This window comes from Streptomyces taklimakanensis (assembly GCF_009709575.1).
Lineage (GTDB): Bacteria > Actinomycetota > Actinomycetes > Streptomycetales > Streptomycetaceae > Streptomyces > Streptomyces taklimakanensis.
On the sequence record NZ_WIXO01000001.1, the window covers coordinates 4,434,048 to 4,451,965 of the forward strand.

Here is a 17,918-nt window from a genome sequence, read left to right on the forward strand (position 1 = left end):
CGCCACGTGCCCCGCGGGGGCGCGTGGCGCGCGTGATGAGGAGAGTCTTTTGAGCCATCCGCATCCCGAACTCGGCCCGCCGCCGGCGCTTCCCGAGGGCGGCCTGCGTGTCACCCCACTGGGCGGTCTCGGCGAGATCGGCCGCAACATGACCGTCTTCGAGTACGGCGGGCGGCTGCTCGTCGTCGACTGCGGCGTCCTCTTCCCGGAGGAGGAGCAGCCCGGCGTCGACCTGATCCTGCCGGACTTCACTTCCGTGCGGGACCGGCTGGACGACATCGACGGCATCGTCCTGACCCACGGGCACGAGGACCACATCGGCGGCGTCCCGTACCTGCTGAGGGAGAAGCCGGACATCCCGCTGATCGGTTCCAAGCTCACCCTGGCCCTCATCGAGGCCAAGCTCCAGGAACACCGCATCCGGCCGTACACGCTGGAGGTGGCCGAGGGGCACCGCGAGCGCGTCGGTCCCTTCGACTGCGAGTTCGTGGCGGTCAACCACTCCATCCCGGACGCGCTGGCGGTCGCCATCCGCACCCCGGCGGGCATGGTGGTGCACACCGGCGACTTCAAGATGGACCAGCTCCCGCTGGACCGTCGCCTCACCGACCTGCCCGCCTTCGCCCGCCTGGGCGAGGAGGGCATCGACCTGTTGCTGTCGGACTCCACCAATGCCGAGGTCCCCGGCTTCACCCCGCACGAGCGCGACATCTCCCAGGTGCTGCGCCAGGTCTTCGCCGGGGCGCAGAAACGCATCATCGTGGCCAGCTTCGCCAGCCACGTCCACCGCATCCAGCAGATCCTCGACGCCGCCCACGAGTACGGCCGTCGCGTCGCGTTCGTCGGCCGGTCGATGGTCCGCAACATGGGCATCGCCCGGGACCTGGGCTACCTCAGGGTTCCGGCGGGTCTGGTCGTGGACGTGAAGGCACTGGACGACCTGCCGGACGACGAGGTGGTCCTCGTCTGCACCGGATCACAGGGCGAACCGATGGCCGCGCTGTCGCGCATGGCCAACCGTGATCACCAGATCCGCATCGTCCCGGGCGACACGGTGATCCTCGCCTCGTCCCTGATCCCGGGGAACGAGAACGCGGTCTACCGAGTGATCAACGGCCTGACCCGGTGGGGCGCCAACGTCGTCCACAAGGGCAACGCCAAGGTCCACGTCTCGGGCCACGCCTCGGCCGGTGAGCTGCTGTACTTCTACAACATCTGCCGGCCGAGGAACCTGATGCCGGTCCACGGCGAATGGCGCCACCTGCGCGCCAACGCCGAACTGGGGGCCCTCACGGGCGTCCCCAAGGACCACATCGTCATCGCCGAGGACGGCGTGGTGGTCGACCTGGTCGACGGTAGGGCGAAGATCGTCGGAAAGGTCCAGGCGGGGTACGTCTACGTCGACGGCCTGTCCGTCGGGGACGTCACCGAGACCTCGCTGAAGGACCGCCGCATCCTCGGTGAGGAGGGCATCATCTCGGTCTTCGTGGTGGTGGACAGCAGCACCGGCAAGATCACGGGCGGTCCGCACATCCAGTCCCGGGGCTCCGGCATCGACGACAGCGACTTCGAGTCCGTGCTCCCCAAGATCGACGAGGCACTGGCCAAGGCCGCACAGGACGGTGTCTCCGAACCCCACCAGCTCCAGCAGCTCATTCGCCGCGCGGTGGGCCGGTGGGTGTCGGACAACTACCGTCGCCGTCCCATGATCCTCCCCGTGGTGGTCGAGGTCTGAGGGGACAACCGGGGGCGTGGCGCCCGGATTTGCATCCGGGCGCCACGCTCCAGTACGTTTAAGTCTCCACCGAACGGGAACCGGAAGCAGTCACGCTTCGGACAGGTTCCCGGACACCGGAATCGGGAAACGGGACGGAAACGGACCGGAAAAAGGTTCTGGTAAGGTGGAAAACACCGAAGGGAAGCGCCCGGAGGGGCCCCGGGAAGGGGTGCCGATGGAAGCGTCCGTTCCTTGAGAACTCAACAGCGTGCCAAAAGTCAACGCCAGATATGTTGATACCCCGTCGTCGGAACCGGTCGGTTCCGGTGATGTGGTTCCTTTGAAACACACAGCGAGGACGCTGTGCGCCCCGGGATCATTCCTCCCGGTGGCGCCGCTCCCCGCGGATGTGACCCCGGAGTACCGGGAAGCATTCACGGAGAGTTTGATCCTGGCTCAGGACGAACGCTGGCGGCGTGCTTAACACATGCAAGTCGAACGATGAACCTCCTTCGGGAGGGGATTAGTGGCGAACGGGTGAGTAACACGTGGGCAATCTGCCCTGCACTCTGGGATAACTCCGGGAAACCGGAGCTAATACCGGATACGACCATCGCGGGCATCCGTGGTGGTGGAAAGCTCCGGCGGTGCAGGATGAGCCCGCGGCCTATCAGCTGGTTGGTGGGGTGACGGCCCACCAAGGCGACGACGGGTAGCCGGCCTGAGAGGGCGACCGGCCACACTGGGACTGAGACACGGCCCAGACTCCTACGGGAGGCAGCAGTGGGGAATATTGCACAATGGGCGCAAGCCTGATGCAGCGACGCCGCGTGAGGGATGACGGCCTTCGGGTTGTAAACCTCTTTCAGCAGGGAAGAAGCGCAAGTGACGGTACCTGCAGAAGAAGCACCGGCTAACTACGTGCCAGCAGCCGCGGTAATACGTAGGGTGCGAGCGTTGTCCGGAATTATTGGGCGTAAAGAGCTCGTAGGCGGCCTGTCGCGTCGGATGTGAAAGCCCGGGGCTTAACTCCGGGTCTGCATTCGATACGGGCAGGCTAGAGTTCGGTAGGGGAGATCGGAATTCCTGGTGTAGCGGTGAAATGCGCAGATATCAGGAGGAACACCGGTGGCGAAGGCGGATCTCTGGGCCGATACTGACGCTGAGGAGCGAAAGCGTGGGGAGCGAACAGGATTAGATACCCTGGTAGTCCACGCCGTAAACGTTGGGCACTAGGTGTGGGCGGCATTCCACGTCGTCCGTGCCGCAGCTAACGCATTAAGTGCCCCGCCTGGGGAGTACGGCCGCAAGGCTAAAACTCAAAGGAATTGACGGGGGCCCGCACAAGCGGCGGAGCATGTGGCTTAATTCGACGCAACGCGAAGAACCTTACCAAGGCTTGACATACATCGGAAAGCTCTGGAGACAGAGCCCCCCTTGTGGTCGGTGTACAGGTGGTGCATGGCTGTCGTCAGCTCGTGTCGTGAGATGTTGGGTTAAGTCCCGCAACGAGCGCAACCCTTGTTCTGTGTTGCCAGCATGCCTTTCGGGGTGATGGGGACTCACAGGAGACTGCCGGGGTCAACTCGGAGGAAGGTGGGGACGACGTCAAGTCATCATGCCCCTTATGTCTTGGGCTGCACACGTGCTACAATGGCCGGTACAATGAGCTGCGATGCCGTGAGGTGGAGCGAATCTCAAAAAGCCGGTCTCAGTTCGGATTGGGGTCTGCAACTCGACCCCATGAAGTCGGAGTCGCTAGTAATCGCAGATCAGCATTGCTGCGGTGAATACGTTCCCGGGCCTTGTACACACCGCCCGTCACGTCACGAAAGTCGGTAACACCCGAAGCCGGTGGCCCAACCCCTTGTGGGAGGGAATCGTCGAAGGTGGGACTGGCGATTGGGACGAAGTCGTAACAAGGTAGCCGTACCGGAAGGTGCGGCTGGATCACCTCCTTTCTAAGGAGCATTCTCGGCCGGTCGTCTTCGGGCGCCGGTCCAGAGGCCACTGCGCAGACGCGTGTTCTGCGGTGGTTGCTCGTGGGTGGAACGTTGACTAGTCGGCCGGATCGTCGGTGATCCGCTTCTCAGTACTGCCCTGTGGGGTGTGGAACGGAGGTGGGTGGTCGGGGGTCGGGTCGGGCGCGCTGTTGGGTGTCTGAGGGTGCGGCCGTGAGGTCGTGGTTCCCTTGGGTTCCGGACCCGGTGTACTCGCCCGTGGGGTGGGGTGACGGTGGGCCGGTCGTTGTTTGAGAACTGCACAGTGGACGCGAGCATCTGTGGCCAAGTTTTTAAGGGCGCACGGTGGATGCCTTGGCACCAGGAACCGATGAAGGACGTGGGAGGCCGCGATAGGCCCCGGGGAGCTGTCAACCGAGCTGTGATCCGGGGGTGTCCGAATGGGGAAACCCGGCAGTCGTCATGGGCTGTCACCCGCTGCTGAACACATAGGCAGTGTGGAGGGAACGCGGGGAAGTGAAACATCTCAGTACCCGCAGGAAGAGAAGACAACCGTGATTCCGGGAGTAGTGGCGAGCGAAACCGGATGAGGCCAAACCGTTCACGTGTGAGACCCGGCAGGGGTTGCGTGTGCGGGGTTGTGGGAGTTCTCTTCGGTCGTCTGCCGGCGGCCGGACGAGTCAGAAACCGTATGGATAGGCGAAGGGCATGCGAAAGGCCCGGCGTAGAGGGTAAGACCCCCGTAGTCGAAATCTGTGCGGCTCGTTTGAGGACCACCCAAGTAGCACGGGGCCCGAGAAATCCCGTGTGAATCCGGCGGGACCACCCGTCAAGCCTAAATATTCCCTGGTGACCGATAGCGGATAGTACCGTGAGGGAATGGTGAAAAGTACCGCGGGAGCGGAGTGAAATAGTACCTGAAACCGTGTGCCTACAAGCCGTGGGAGCGTCGCGTGCGGGATTCGTCCTGTGCGTCGTGACTGCGTGCCTTTTGAAGAATGAGCCTGCGAGTTTGCGGTATGTTGCGAGGTTAACCCGTGTGGGGGAGCCGTAGCGAAAGCGAGTCCGAACAGGGCGATTGAGTAGCGTGCCCAAGACCCGAAGCGGAGTGATCTAGCCATGGGCAGGGTGAAGCGGCTGTAAGAGGTCGTGGAGGCCCGAACCCACCAGGGTTGAAAACCTGGGGGATGACCTGTGGTTAGGGGTGAAAGGCCAATCAAACTCCGTGATAGCTGGTTCTCCCCGAAATGCATTTAGGTGCAGCGTCGTGTGTTGCTTGCCGGAGGTAGAGCACTGGATAGGCGATGGGCCCTACCGGGTTACTGACCTTAGCCAAACTCCGAATGCCGGTAAGTGGTAAGCGCGGCAGTGAGACTGTGGGGGATAAGCTCCATGGTCGAGAGGGAAACAGCCCAGAGCATCGACTAAGGCCCCCAAGCGTGTGCTAAGTGGGAAAGGATGTGGAGTCGCAGAGACAACCAGGAGGTTGGCTTAGAAGCAGCCATCCTTGAAAGAGTGCGTAATAGCTCACTGGTCAAGTGATTCCGCGCCGACAATGTAGCGGGGCTCAAGCACACCGCCGACGTCGTGTCACTCACACATCAGGTCCAACGGCCGTGTGGGTGGGTAGGGGAGCGTCGTGTGCCGGGTGAAGCAGCCGTGGAAGCGAGTTGTGGACGGTACACGAGTGAGAATGCAGGCATGAGTAGCGATACAGGAGTGGGAAACTCCTGCGCCGATTGACCAAGGGTTCCTGGGTCAAGCTGATCTGCCCAGGGTAAGTCGGGACCTAAGGCGAGGCCGACAGGCGTAGTCGATGGACAACCGGTTGATATTCCGGTACCCGCTGTGGAGCGCAAGGGCCGAGCCCGGTGATGCTAAGTCCGTGAAGCCCTCTCGTGCCTTCGGGTGCGGGGTGTGGTGGAGCCGACGGTCCGATCCGGTAGTAGGTGAGTGATGGGGTGACGCAGGAAGGTAGTCCAGCCCGGGCGGTGGTTGTCCCGGGGTAAGGGTGTAGCCCGAGGGGTAGGTAAATCCGTCCCTCGTGTAGGGGTGAGACCCGATGCCGAGCCGATGGTGGCGAAGTGGATGATCCTATGCTGTCGAGAAAAGCCTCTAGCGAGTTGCACGGCGGCCCGTACCCCAAACCGACTCAGGTGGTCTGGTAGAGAATACCGAGGCGTTCGGGTGAACTATGGTTAAGGAACTCGGCAAAATGCCCCCGTAACTTCGGGAGAAGGGGGGCCATGTCTGGTGACGAGTCTTGCACTCCGAGCCGGGTGTGGCCGCAGAGACCAGCGAGAAGCGACTGTTTACTAAAAACACAGGTCCGTGCGAAGCCGTAAGGCGAGGTATACGGACTGACGCCTGCCCGGTGCTGGAACGTTAAGGGGACCGGTTAGTGGTGCTTCGGTACCGCGAAGCTGAGAACTTAAGCGCCAGTAAACGGCGGTGGTAACTATAACCATCCTAAGGTAGCGAAATTCCTTGTCGGGTAAGTTCCGACCTGCACGAATGGCGTAACGACTTCTCGACTGTCTCAACCATAGGCCCGGTGAAATTGCACTACGAGTAAAGATGCTCGTTTCGCGCAGCAGGACGGAAAGACCCCGGGACCTTTACTACAGCTTGATATTGGTGTTCGGTTCGGCTTGTGTAGGATAGGTGGGAGCCGGTGAAGCATGCACGCCAGTGTGTGTGGAGGCGTTGTTGAAATACCACTCTGGTCGTGCTGGATGTCTAACCCGGGTCCGTGATCCGGATCGGGGACAGTGTCTGGTGGGTAGTTTAACTGGGGCGGTTGCCTCCCAAAGGGTAACGGAGGCGCCCAAAGGTTCCCTCAGCCTGGTTGGTCATCAGGTGGTGAGTGTAAGTGCACAAGGGAGCTTGACTGTGAGACTGACGGGTCGAGCAGGTGCGAAAGCAGGGACTAGTGATCCGGCGGTGGCTTGTGGAAGCGCCGTCGCTCAACGGATAAAAGGTACCCCGGGGATAACAGGCTGATCTTCCCCAAGAGTCCATATCGACGGGATGGTTTGGCACCTCGATGTCGGCTCGTCGCATCCTGGGGCTGGAGTCGGTCCCAAGGGTTGGGCTGTTCGCCCATTAAAGCGGTACGCGAGCTGGGTTTAGAACGTCGTGAGACAGTTCGGTCCCTATCCGCTGTGCGCGTAGGAGTCTTGAGAAGGGCTGTCCCTAGTACGAGAGGACCGGGACGGACGAACCTCTGGTGTGCCAGTTGTTCTGCCAAGGGCATGGCTGGTTGGCTACGTTCGGGAGGGATAACCGCTGAAAGCATCTAAGCGGGAAGCCTGCTTCGAGATGAGGACTCCCACCCCGTTTCAGGGGGTAAGGCTCCCGGGAGACGACCGGGTTGATAGGCCGGAGATGGAAGCTTCGTGAGGGGTGGAGTCGACCGGTACTAATAGGCCGAGGGCTTGACCGTAGATGCTCGCGTCCACTGTGTGGGTTCTGAGACCACGACCGGTTTCTCCGGATTTTCGAGGTTTCCAATTGAACAGTGTGCTTGTTCGCTAGGAACACTCGGATGGTGTTTCGGTGGTCATGGCGAGAGGGAAACGCCCGGTTACATTCCGAACCCGGAAGCTAAGCCTTTCAGCGCCGATGGTACTGCATGGGGGACCGTGTGGGAGAGTAGGACGCCGCCGAACGATATGTTGAAGAGCCGTGGTTTCCGGACTGGTTGGTCCGGAAACCACGGCTCTTTCTTGTTTCGTCACCGTCCGTTCATGTGGTGCCGTCAGCATCACGGGCATGGGGACGACGACACTGGGCGGAACTCTGCGCTCCGAGCTCGAGGGACGCCGCATAGGCATCGGGGACGAAGTGGTCGTACCCGCGTACGGCGACAGCGATGTGGCGGCCGCCGTACGGAGGGTCGGCGCCCTGCCGGTCTTCGCCGACATCGACCCGAGGAGCCTCTGTCTCGATCCCGCGTCCGTCGCTTCGGTCCTGACCGAGCGGACCGCGGCCGTGATCCCCGTGCACCTCTTCGGGCACCCCGCCGACATGGTGTGTCTGCGTGCGCTGGCGCAGCGGCACGGTATCGATGTCATCGAACCGGCCGGCGGGCAGTGGACGGCGCCGTCGGTGGACGAGGGACGCCGTCGGCAGTACGCCGAGTTCCTGAGCGCTCGCCTGAAGGGCGTGATCGTTCCGTCCGTCGCGGCGGGGGTCCGACACTCCTACGAGCAGTACGTGGTGCGGGTGCCGGGGAACGGTCGCCCCGATCGGGACGCCTTCAAGCATGCGCTGGCGGCCCGGGGCGTGGAATGCCGGGTACCGGTGAGGGCGCCCCTGTACCGGTTGCCGGAGTTCCGGGCGGATGTGTGGCTGCCCGAGACCGAACGCGCCGTGGGGGAATGCCTGGCGCTTCCCCTGGCGGGCTCGATGACCCGTCGCGAACTCCAGAGGATCGTCTCGAACTGCAACGCCCTGGGCGGCCTGTTGATGGAACCGGCCTGCTGAGCCTCCTCGGGGAGGGTGGTCGAGACGACTCCGGGAGTCGGGTATGATCTATACCGCTGGCTCGCCCCAATAGCTCAGTCGGCAGAGCGTCTCCATGGTAAGGAGAAGGTCTACGGTTCGATTCCGTATTGGGGCTCGTGAAGAGGCCGAGGCCCCCGCCACCAGGCGGGGGCCTCGGCCTCTTCGGACTTGCCCGCTCTCCCGGTCCTTCCCTCCGGTTCGTCCTCCCCAGGGCTCCAGGACTCGTCCCACCGAGCCCGTTCCCCCCACTCAGTCCTGCTCGGGAACGCGCATCGCGAGGATCGCCATGTCGTCGGAGGGCGCGTCCGCGGCGAACCGCTCCACCGCCCGCATCACGCGCGCGGCCACGGCGCCGGCCGTCAGTCCCGTGCACGTGGTGAGGACCTCCGCCAAGCCGTCGTCGCCCAGCATGCGGGTGCCCTCGCGGCGCTCGGTCACGCCGTCGGTGACGCACAACAGGACGTCGCCCGGATCGAGGGTGACGGTTTCCTCGTACAGCTCCAGATCGTCCATCACGCCGAGCAGCGGCTGCGGTTCGGCCGCGGGCTCGACGGTGCCGTCCTGGCGCAGGCGCAGCGGCAGCGGGTGGCCCGCGCAGACCACTCGGAGGGCGGCGCCGCCCTCCGGCTGCGGGCGCAGCTCGCCGTAGAGCAGGGTCAGGAAGCGACTGCGGGATCCCTCGTCCAGGATGGCGGCGTTGAGCCGTTCCAGGACGGCGGGCCCTCCGAAGCCCTCGCGGGCCAGCAGGCGCAGCGCGTGACGGGCCAGGCCGGTGACCGCCGCGGCCTCCGGGCCGGTGCCGCAGACGTCGCCGATGGCGAAGCCGTAGGCGCCGTCCCCGATGGGGAAGATGTCGTAGAAGTCACCGCCGACCTCGTTGCCCTCGCCCGCGGCGCGGTAGATGACCTCGACCTCCACTCCGGGCACCCGGGGGAGCTCGGGCGGCAACAGACTGCGCTGGAGGGACTGGCTGATGGCCGTCCGTTCGCTGTAGAGGCGGGCGTTGTCGAGGGCCAGGGCGGCACGGCGCGAGAGGTCCTCGGCCAGTTCCAGGATCTCCTGCCGGAAACGCTCCTCGGTCGGTTTGCCCAGGGTCAACATGCCGATGACGCGGTTGCGCGCCACCAGCGGCAGGACGACCGTCTCACCGCCGACGGCGGAGGCCGTGGAGAGGGTGGTGCCGGCGATGCCGGACGAGAGGGAGGGCAGACGGTCGCCGGCCAGGCCCGTCTTGTCCAGGCCCAGACTGCGCAGGGAGGTGCGCAGGGCCGCGGAGTGCGCCGCGTCGCCCGGCGCGCTCCACACCCGGGCGCCGGGCGTGGGGACCGGGTCCGGCGGGGGGACCTTGGTCAGCAGCGCCTTGAGGCCGTCGATGCGCTCCTCGTCCTCGTGCAGCACGTAGGAGAGCTCGGGCTCGGAGGACTGGTCGGCGATGGTGTAGACGGCGCACCAGGAGGCGAGGGTGGGAACCGTCATCTGAGCCATCAGGGCGAGGGTCTGGTCACGGTCGAGAGTGCCCGCGAGCAGGTCGGACGCCTCGACCAGGAAGGACAGCGAGCCGCGACGCAGCCGTTCCAGCTCCGTCAGCCGAGCGGACTCCACGGCGAGCGCGATCCGGTCGGCGGCGAACTGCAACCGCAGCGCCTCCTCGTTGGTGTAGCGGCCGGGGGACTCGGCGGAGACGCCCAGGGAGCCGGTCAGTCGCCCCTCGACCTTCAGCGGGACGGTGACCACCGAGCGCATCCCCGTGCCCTCCAGCAGGGGGACCGCGCCGGGAACGGCGGTGAGGTCCTCGTGGACCGAGGGCATCCGGGCCGAGCCGTAACGGCCGCTGCCCGCCTCGACGGGAACCCGGGCGAAGCGCTGGCGGGCGGAGGGCAGACCGGTGGTGGCACGGACCTCCAACTCGGTCTCGTCGTCGGTGGCCAGCAGGAGGAACGCCGCGTCGCCGTCGAGCATGTCGCGAGCCCGTTCGACGGTGCGCTGGAGCAGGCCGTCGAGATCGTCCGGCGGGGGCGAGCCGATGAAGGCCTCGAAGGGGTCGGCGCCGGGGCGCTCGCGGCCCTCGGGAGAACCGGCGTTGTCGGAGGCGCCGCCGCGCGGCGGGGACTGGAGCACGGCGCGCTCGTGGTCGCGCACCAGCAGGCAGATGGTGGACGGCTCGCCGTCGGCGTCGCGGACGCGCAGGTGGGAGGCGTAGACGGGAAGGGTGCGGCCGTCGGAGCCGCGGATGCCGTACGAGCCCTCCCAGCGGGAGAGCGTCAACGCCTCGGCGATGCCAGTGCCCAGTCCGGGGGTGTGGGGCCAGGCCGCCAGGTCGGTGAGGGGTTTGCCGACGACCTGTTCGGAGGTGTAGCCGAACAGCGCCTGTGCGTCGTCGTTCCAGGCGGAGACGGTGCCGCCCCGGTCGACCTGGAGCACGGCGACGCGAATCCGGGCGTCGGTCACGGGCAGGGCGCTGTCGGGGAGCGCGGGACCGGCGCTGCGGGTGCCGACCGGACGCTCGGGGAGGTCGAGACGGAACCAGACGTGCTTGTCGGTGGAGGTGTACTCCACGCCCCAGCGGTCGGCGAGCGAGGCGCACAGCAGCAGGCCGCGGCCGCCCTCGCGGTCCGGGTCGCCGAAGTGGTGGCCCAGGTCCTGGACGGGCAGACCCCGGTCGGGGTAGCGGTCGACGACCTCGACGCGCACGCTGCCGTCGCCCTCGCGCAGGCACAGGACGTCGGCGGCGGTGCCGGCGTGGACGACGGCGTTGGTGACCAGTTCGCTGGTGAGGACCACGGCGTCGTCGACGATGTCGGCCAGTCCCCATCCGTGGAGGGTGTCGCGCACGAAGGCGCGGGCGGCCGCGACCGAGCGTCCGACCGGCTCGAAGGTAGCCGCAGCTCGCGCCGTGATCACTTCTCTCCCCATGGATCCGTCGTCGCCGTCCGTGCGCGCCGGGGACAGGGGTGCCCGCTGAGCGCCCACCGACGCCGCGACCAGCCGCTGCCCGGCACTCGCCTCGTCCACCGCAGCGCCCCTCCGATTGCCCGTCGTGATCACGCGACCGTCCGTCCCGGCGGATCCGGGGCGGATGGACAGCCGGATGCCAGGTTACTTACGTTCGCAGTACCGGCGGGCCCCGGATGCGGGTGTTTCCCCTTTGGGGGGTTCGGTCGGCGGTGTGCGATGCTGCCGAACTGTTATCGCCTGGTTCCACCATGGTGAAACACTGGGAAGGCTCGAAGTGAATGCCCGGGCGGAACGTTCGACCCAGCGGGAGGGACACGGTGCAGTCTGGCGGAACGGCGCGAGGCGCCGGCACGCGCACGAAAAGCGGACGGTCTCGGGCAAACGGGGTGATCGAGGTTGACGCTGCCGCGGTCAATCGGTTGCTGACCGCTCTGGAGGCCATGCGGGACGGGAACTTCCGCAAACGCCTGACCGTCACCGGTGACGGCCCGATGGCCGAGATCGCCGCCGTCTACAACGAGGTCGCCGACCGCAACCTCCACCTCACCAGCGAGCTGGCACGGGTACGCAGGGTGGTCGGCCGTGACGGCAAGCTGACCGAGCGGCTGGAGACGGGGGCCTGCGAGGGGGCCTGGGCCTCGGCCATCGACGCGTCGAACGCGCTGGTGGACGATCTGGTGCGACCCGTCTCCGAGGTGGGACGGGTGCTGTCGGCGGTCGCCGAGGGCGATCTGGAACAGCGGATGGATCTGCGGGTCCAGGGGGCGAACGGGACGACGCAGGCGCTGCGGGGCGAGTTCCTGAAGGTCGGGCGCACCGTCAACGGGCTGGTGGACCAGCTGTCGACCTTCACCGACGAGGTCACGCGGGTGGCCAGCGAGGTGGGCACCGAGGGCAAGCTGGGCGGCCAGGCCCGGGTGCGCGGCATGTCCGGTTCCTGGAAGGATCTGACCGACTCCGTCAACACGATGGCGTCCCGGCTCACCGCCCAGGTGCGCGACATCGCCCTGGTGACGACGGCGGTCGCGAAGGGCGACCTGTCCCGCAAGGTCACCGTGCACGTGGCCGGCGAGATGCTGGAGCTGAAGAACACCGTCAACACGATGGTGGACCAGCTCTCCGCCTTCCAGTCGGAGGTGACGCGCGTCGCACGCGAGGTGGGCACCGAGGGCCAGCTCGGCGGCCAGGCGCGGGTCCCGGGCGCGGGAGGCGTGTGGAAGGACCTCACGGACTCCGTCAACACGATGGCGGGCAACCTCACCTCCCAGGTGCGCGAGATCGCGCGGGTGACGACGGCGGTCGCCAACGGCGACCTGTCGCAGAAGGTCACGGTGAACGCGCGCGGCGAGGTCGCGCAGCTCGCCGACACCATCAACACGATGACCGAGACGCTGCGGACGTTCGCCGACGAGGTGACGCGGGCGGCGAGCGAGGTGGGCACCGAGGGCGTCCTGGGTGGTCAGGCGCAGGTGCCGGGTGCGGCGGGGACGTGGAAGGACCTCACCGATTCGGTGAACACCGCCTTCCGTAACCTCACGGCGCAGGTGCGCGACATCGCGCAGGTGACGACGGCGGTGGCGAACGGTGATCTGTCGCAGAAGGTCACCGTGGACGTGTCCGGCGAGATGCTGGAGCTGAAGAACACCGTCAACACCATGGTCGACCAGCTCTCCGCCTTCGGGTCCGAGGTCACCCGGGTCGCCCGGGAGGTCGGTGTCGAGGGCGAGCTGGGTGGTCAGGCGCAGGTGCCGGGTGCGGCGGGGACGTGGAAGGACCTCACCGATTCGGTGAACACCGCCTTCCGTAACCTCACGGGACAGGTGCGCAACATCGCGCAGGTGACGACGGCGGTGGCGAACGGTGATCTGTCGCAGAAGGTCACCGTGGACGTGTCCGGCGAGATGCTCCAGTTGAAGAACACCGTCAACACGATGGTGGACCAGCTCTCCGCCTTCGCCGAGCAGGTCACCCGCGTGGCCCGGGACGTGGGCACCGAGGGCCGGCTGGGCGGCCAGGCCCGGGTGGACGGCGTCTCCGGCACCTGGAAGGACCTGACCGACTCCGTCAACTCCATGGCGTCCAACCTCACCGCCCAGGTCCGCAGCATCGCGCAGGTGACGACGGCGGTGGCGCGCGGTGATCTGTCGCAGAAGATCGAGGTGGACGCCCGGGGCGAGATCCTGGAGCTGAAGAACACCCTCAACACCATGGTCGACCAGCTGTCGGCCTTCGCCGAGCAGGTCACCCGGGTCGCCCGCGAGGTGGGCACCGAGGGTCGGCTCGGTGGCCAGGCGCAGGTGCCCGGAGTGGCCGGTGTGTGGCGGGACCTGACCGACTCGGTCAACGGCATGGCGGGCAACCTCACCGCCCAGGTGCGCAACATCGCCCAGGTCGCCACGGCGGTGGCGCGCGGTGATCTGTCGCAGAAGATCGAGGTGGACGCCCGGGGCGAGATCCTGGAGCTGAAGAACACCCTCAACACGATGGTCGACCAGTTGTCGTCGTTCGCCGAGCAGGTCACCCGGGTGGCGCGCGAGGTGGGCACCGAGGGCATCCTGGGCGGCCAGGCCGAGGTGGAGGGGGTCTCCGGCACCTGGAAGGACCTCACCCAGTCCGTCAACGGCATGGCGAACAACCTGACCTCCCAGGTGCGCAACATCGCCGAGGTGACCACCGCGGTCGCCAAGGGCGACCTCTCCAAGAAGATCACCGTCGACGCCAAGGGGGAGATCCTCGCCCTGGTGACGACCGTGAACACGATGGTGGACCAGCTGTCGTCGTTCGCCGAGCAGGTCACCCGGGTCGCCCGCGAGGTGGGCACCGAGGGCATCCTCGGCGGCCAGGCCCATGTGCCGGGGGTCACCGGCATCTGGAAGGACCTCAGCGAGAACGTCAACCTGATGGCGTCCAACCTGACGGGTCAGGTCCGCAACATCTCCCAGGTGGCGACGGCGGTCGCCAACGGCGATCTCACCAAGAAGGTCACCGTCGAGGCGAGTGGCGAGGTGGCCCAGCTCGCCGACACCGTCAACACCATGGTGACGACCCTGTCGTCGTTCGCCGACGAGGTGACGCGGGTGGCGCGCGAGGTGGGCACCGAGGGCATCCTGGGCGGCCAGGCGCGGGTGCCCGGGGTCTCGGGTACCTGGAAGGACCTCACGGAGTCCGTGAACTCCATGGCGTCCAACCTCACCGGTCAGGTCCGCAACATCGCGATGGTCACCACCGCCATCGCCAAGGGCGACCTCACCAAGAAGATCGACATCGACGCCCGGGGCGAGATCCTGGAGCTGAAGACCACCATCAACACGATGGTCGACCAGCTGTCGTCGTTCGCCGAGCAGGTCACCCGGGTCGCCCGCGAGGTGGGCACCGAGGGACAGCTGGGCGGTCAGGCCCGGGTGGACGGCGTCTCCGGCACCTGGAAGGACCTCACCGAGTCGGTGAACGAGATGGCGGGCAATCTGACCCGTCAGGTGCGCGCCATCGCGGCGGTCGCCGCCGCGGTGACCCGCGGTGACCACAACGTGAAGATCGACGTGGACGCCGCGGGCGAGATCCTGGCCCTCCAGGACAACGTCAACACCATGATCGCCACCCTGCGCGAGACCACGCTCGCCAACCAGGAGCAGGACTGGCTCAAGGGCAACCTCGCCCGCATCTCCGGTCTGATGCAGGGCCGCCGCGACCTGGAGGACGTCGGCCGGTTGATCATGAGCGAGCTGACTCCGGTGGTCTCCGCCCAGCACGGTGCCTTCTTCGTGGCGGCGCCGACCGGCGGCGGCACCGAGGTCGGGGTGGGCGCCAGCGAGGACGGTTCGTACGAACTGCGGATGATCGGCAACTACGGCTACTCGCCGGGGACCATGCCCACCTCCTTCCGGCCGGGCGAGTCCCTGGTGGGCACCGCGGCCGAGGAGAGGCGCACGATCCTGGTGGAGAACGCCCCGCCCGGTTACCTGAAGATCGCCTCTGGCCTCGGCGAGGCCCCGCCGGCCAATGTGGTGGTGCTGCCGCTGCTCTTCGAGGACAGGGTGCTCGGCGTCATCGAGCTGGCCTCCTTCCAGCCCTTCACCCAGATCCAGAAGGACTTCCTCAGCCAGATCGCCGAGATGATCGCCACGAGCGTCAACACCATCAGCGTCAACACCAAGACCGAGCGGCTGCTCAAGCAGTCGCAGGAGTTGGCCGAGCAGCTCCAGGAGCGCTCGATCGAGCTGGAGAGCCGCCAGAAGGCGCTCCAGGCGTCGAACGAGGAGCTGGAGGAGAAGGCGGAGCTGTTGGCCAAGACCAACCGCGACATCGAGATCAAGAACTCCGAGATCGAGGACGCGCGGCAGGTCCTGGAGGAGCGCGCCGAGCAGCTCGCCGTCTCGATGCGCTACAAGTCCGAGTTCCTGGCGAACATGTCGCACGAGCTGCGGACCCCGCTGAACTCGCTGCTGATCCTGGCCAAGCTGCTGGCCGACAACGCCGAGGGGAACCTCTCGCCCAAGCAGGTGGAGTTCGCCGAGACGATCCACGGCGCGGGTTCGGACCTGCTGCAGTTGATCAACGACATCCTCGACCTGTCGAAGGTCGAGGCGGGCAAGATGGACGTCAGCCCGACCCGCATCGCGCTGGTGCAGCTCGTGGACTATGTGGAGGCGACCTTCCGGCCGCTCACCGCCGAGAAGGGGCTGGACTTCTCGGTGCGGGTGTCGCCGGAACTCCCGCCGACGCTCCACACCGACGAGCAGCGGCTGCTGCAGGTCCTGCGCAACCTGCTGTCGAACGCGGTGAAGTTCACCGACAGCGGTGCGGTGGAGCTGGTGATCCGCTCGGCCAAGTCGGACGTGCCCGAGTCGATCCGGGAGCAGATGCTGGAGCACGGCTCGCTGCGCGACGCCGACGCCGACCTGGTCGCGTTCTCGGTGACCGACACCGGCATCGGAATCGCGCAGAGCAAGATGCGCGTGATCTTCGAGGCGTTCAAGCAGGCGGACGGCACCACCAGCCGCAAGTACGGCGGCACCGGGTTGGGGCTGTCCATCAGCCGGGAGATCGCGCGACTGCTGGGCGGCGAGATCCACGCGGTCAGCGAGCCGGGCCGGGGCTCCACCTTCACCCTCTACCTGCCCCTGAACCCGGCGGACCTGCCACCCCAGGGATACCCGCAGCCCGCGGGGCCCCTGGGAGCCGTCGAAAGGGTCGAGAGGGAACACGACGCCGAGACCGCCGACGCTCCCGCGGGGGAGGAAACGACGGAACGGGAGTCGGGCGGTGTGCTGGACGTGCCCGCCGCGGAGCGCGCCGCCGCGGCCCTCGCCTCCCGACGGCGCCAGGTGCCGCCGATGCCGAAGAAGCAGCCGCCGCGGCAGCCGGTCGAGGAACGGGGCGGCGCCGTGGAGGAGAAGGCGCCGGTGTGGCCGGAGAGCGGCCGCGGGGCGGCGGAGAGCCGTTCCGGGGACGTCTTCGGCGGCGAGAAGGTGCTGATCGTCGACGACGACATCCGCAATGTCTTCGCCCTCACCAGCGTGCTGGAGCAGAACGGCCTTCAGGTGCTCTACGCCGAGAACGGGCGCGAGGGCATCGAGGTGCTGGAGCAGCACGACGACGTGGCGGTCGTCCTGATGGACATCATGATGCCGGAGATGGACGGGTACGCCACGACCGCGGCGATCCGGCGGATGCCACAGTTCGCCGGGCTGCCGATCATCGCGCTGACCGCCAAGGCCATGAAGGGGGACCGGGAGAAGAGCATCGAGTCCGGGGCGTCGGATTACGTCACCAAGCCGGTGGACACCGATCATCTGCTGTCCGTCATGGCGCAGTGGATGCGGGAGAGGTGATGTGCGATGGTTCCGGTGCGCGTGATGCGCTGTCGATTCTCGGCGCATTAGGTGTGGAAGTGCTGGTTTCGGGGAACCTTCGAGACCTCCGCAGCGTTTCAGGTACGTGCACAGTGACATCTCGGTGACAGGGTGTGGTGGGCCGCGAGGTGGGGCTACCATGACCGGCACAAGGACGGGCGGCGCGAAGGAGTCGTTGCCAGTGGCGGCGACCAGAACGCTGTCGGGGCGAGGAGGACGGGCCATGGTGCAGAAGGCCAAGATCCTCCTGGTCGATGACCGACCGGAGAATCTGCTGGCGCTGGAGGCCATCCTCTCCGCGCTGGACCAGACGCTGGTACGGGCATCGTCAGGGGAGGAGGCGCTCAAGGCGCTGCTCACGGACGACTTCGCGGTCATCCTGTTGGACGTGCAGATGCCGGGCATGGACGGCTTCGAGACCGCGGCCCACATCAAGCGGCGCGAGCGCACCCGGGACATCCCGATCATCTTCCTCACCGCGATCAACCACGGTCCGCACCACACCTTCCGCGGGTACGCGGCCGGAGCCGTCGACTACATCTCCAAGCCGTTCGATCCGTGGGTTCTGCGGGCCAAGGTCTCCGTCTTCGTCGACCTGTACATGAAAAACGTTCAGTTGCGGGAACAGGCCGCCCTGCTCCGGCTCCAGTTGGAGGGACAGAACGCCGCGGAGGACGGCGTCAAGGGACCCGCCGGGCTGCTGGCCGAACTCTCCGCGCGGTTGGCGGCGGTCGAGGAACAGGCCGAGGCGCTCTCCAAACACCTGGACGATTCCGCCGATGCCGCGGCGGTCGCCACCGCCGCCCATCTGGAGCGCAAGCTCTCCGGGCTGCGACGGGCGCTCGACGCCCTGGAACCGGGCAACGGCGGACCGGCCGGCTCGCTGCCCTCGCAGAACTGACGGACCGGTAGGCCACCGGCCGT

Annotated in this window: 5 protein-coding genes, 1 tRNA gene and 3 rRNA genes; 8 read left to right on the plus strand and 1 reads right to left on the minus strand. The window is 66.6% G+C overall.

Annotated features, from left to right (window positions below; genetic code table 11):
* Positions 1-49: 49 nt before the first annotated feature.
* From F0L17_RS19710 to F0L17_RS19735, 6 genes are all read left to right on the plus strand, one after another.
* Positions 50-1,735: a ribonuclease J gene (locus tag F0L17_RS19710; RefSeq protein WP_155072092.1), complete on the plus strand. Its 1,686-nt coding sequence runs from the start codon at positions 50-52 to the stop codon at positions 1,733-1,735.
* Between the two features lie 415 nt (positions 1,736-2,150).
* Positions 2,151-3,678 (plus strand): 16S ribosomal RNA (locus F0L17_RS19715).
* Between the two features lie 322 nt (positions 3,679-4,000).
* Positions 4,001-7,123: ribosomal RNA gene (locus tag F0L17_RS19720) — 23S ribosomal RNA — on the plus strand.
* Positions 7,124-7,232: 109 nt separating this feature from the next.
* Positions 7,233-7,349: ribosomal RNA gene (gene rrf, locus F0L17_RS19725) — 5S ribosomal RNA — on the plus strand.
* The 16S, 23S and 5S rRNA genes sit together here, the layout of an rRNA operon.
* 103 nt (positions 7,350-7,452) lie before the next feature.
* Entirely contained in the window at positions 7,453-8,166 is a 714-nt protein-coding gene (locus tag F0L17_RS19730) for a DegT/DnrJ/EryC1/StrS family aminotransferase (RefSeq protein WP_155072093.1), read from the plus strand.
* Between the two features lie 63 nt (positions 8,167-8,229).
* A tRNA-Thr gene (locus F0L17_RS19735) sits at positions 8,230-8,302 on the plus strand.
* Between the two features lie 134 nt (positions 8,303-8,436).
* On the opposite strand, the gene F0L17_RS19740 is transcribed toward F0L17_RS19735, so the two are convergent.
* Positions 8,437-11,100, minus strand: coding sequence for a SpoIIE family protein phosphatase (locus F0L17_RS19740; RefSeq protein ID WP_155073900.1), 2,664 nt, complete (start codon positions 11,098-11,100; stop codon positions 8,437-8,439).
* A gap of 359 nt (positions 11,101-11,459) precedes the next feature.
* Here F0L17_RS19740 and F0L17_RS19745 point away from each other — a divergent pair, with 359 nt between their 5' ends.
* Together F0L17_RS19745 and F0L17_RS19750 are read left to right on the plus strand one after the other, a co-directional pair.
* On the plus strand, positions 11,460-16,973 hold the full coding sequence (locus F0L17_RS19745; RefSeq protein WP_162466456.1) for a HAMP domain-containing protein: 5,514 nt from the start codon (positions 11,460-11,462) through the stop codon (positions 16,971-16,973).
* 244 nt (positions 16,974-17,217) lie between these two features.
* Positions 17,218-17,895, plus strand: coding sequence for a response regulator (locus F0L17_RS19750; protein WP_155072095.1), 678 nt, complete (start codon positions 17,218-17,220; stop codon positions 17,893-17,895).
* Positions 17,896-17,918: the final 23 nt, after the last annotated feature.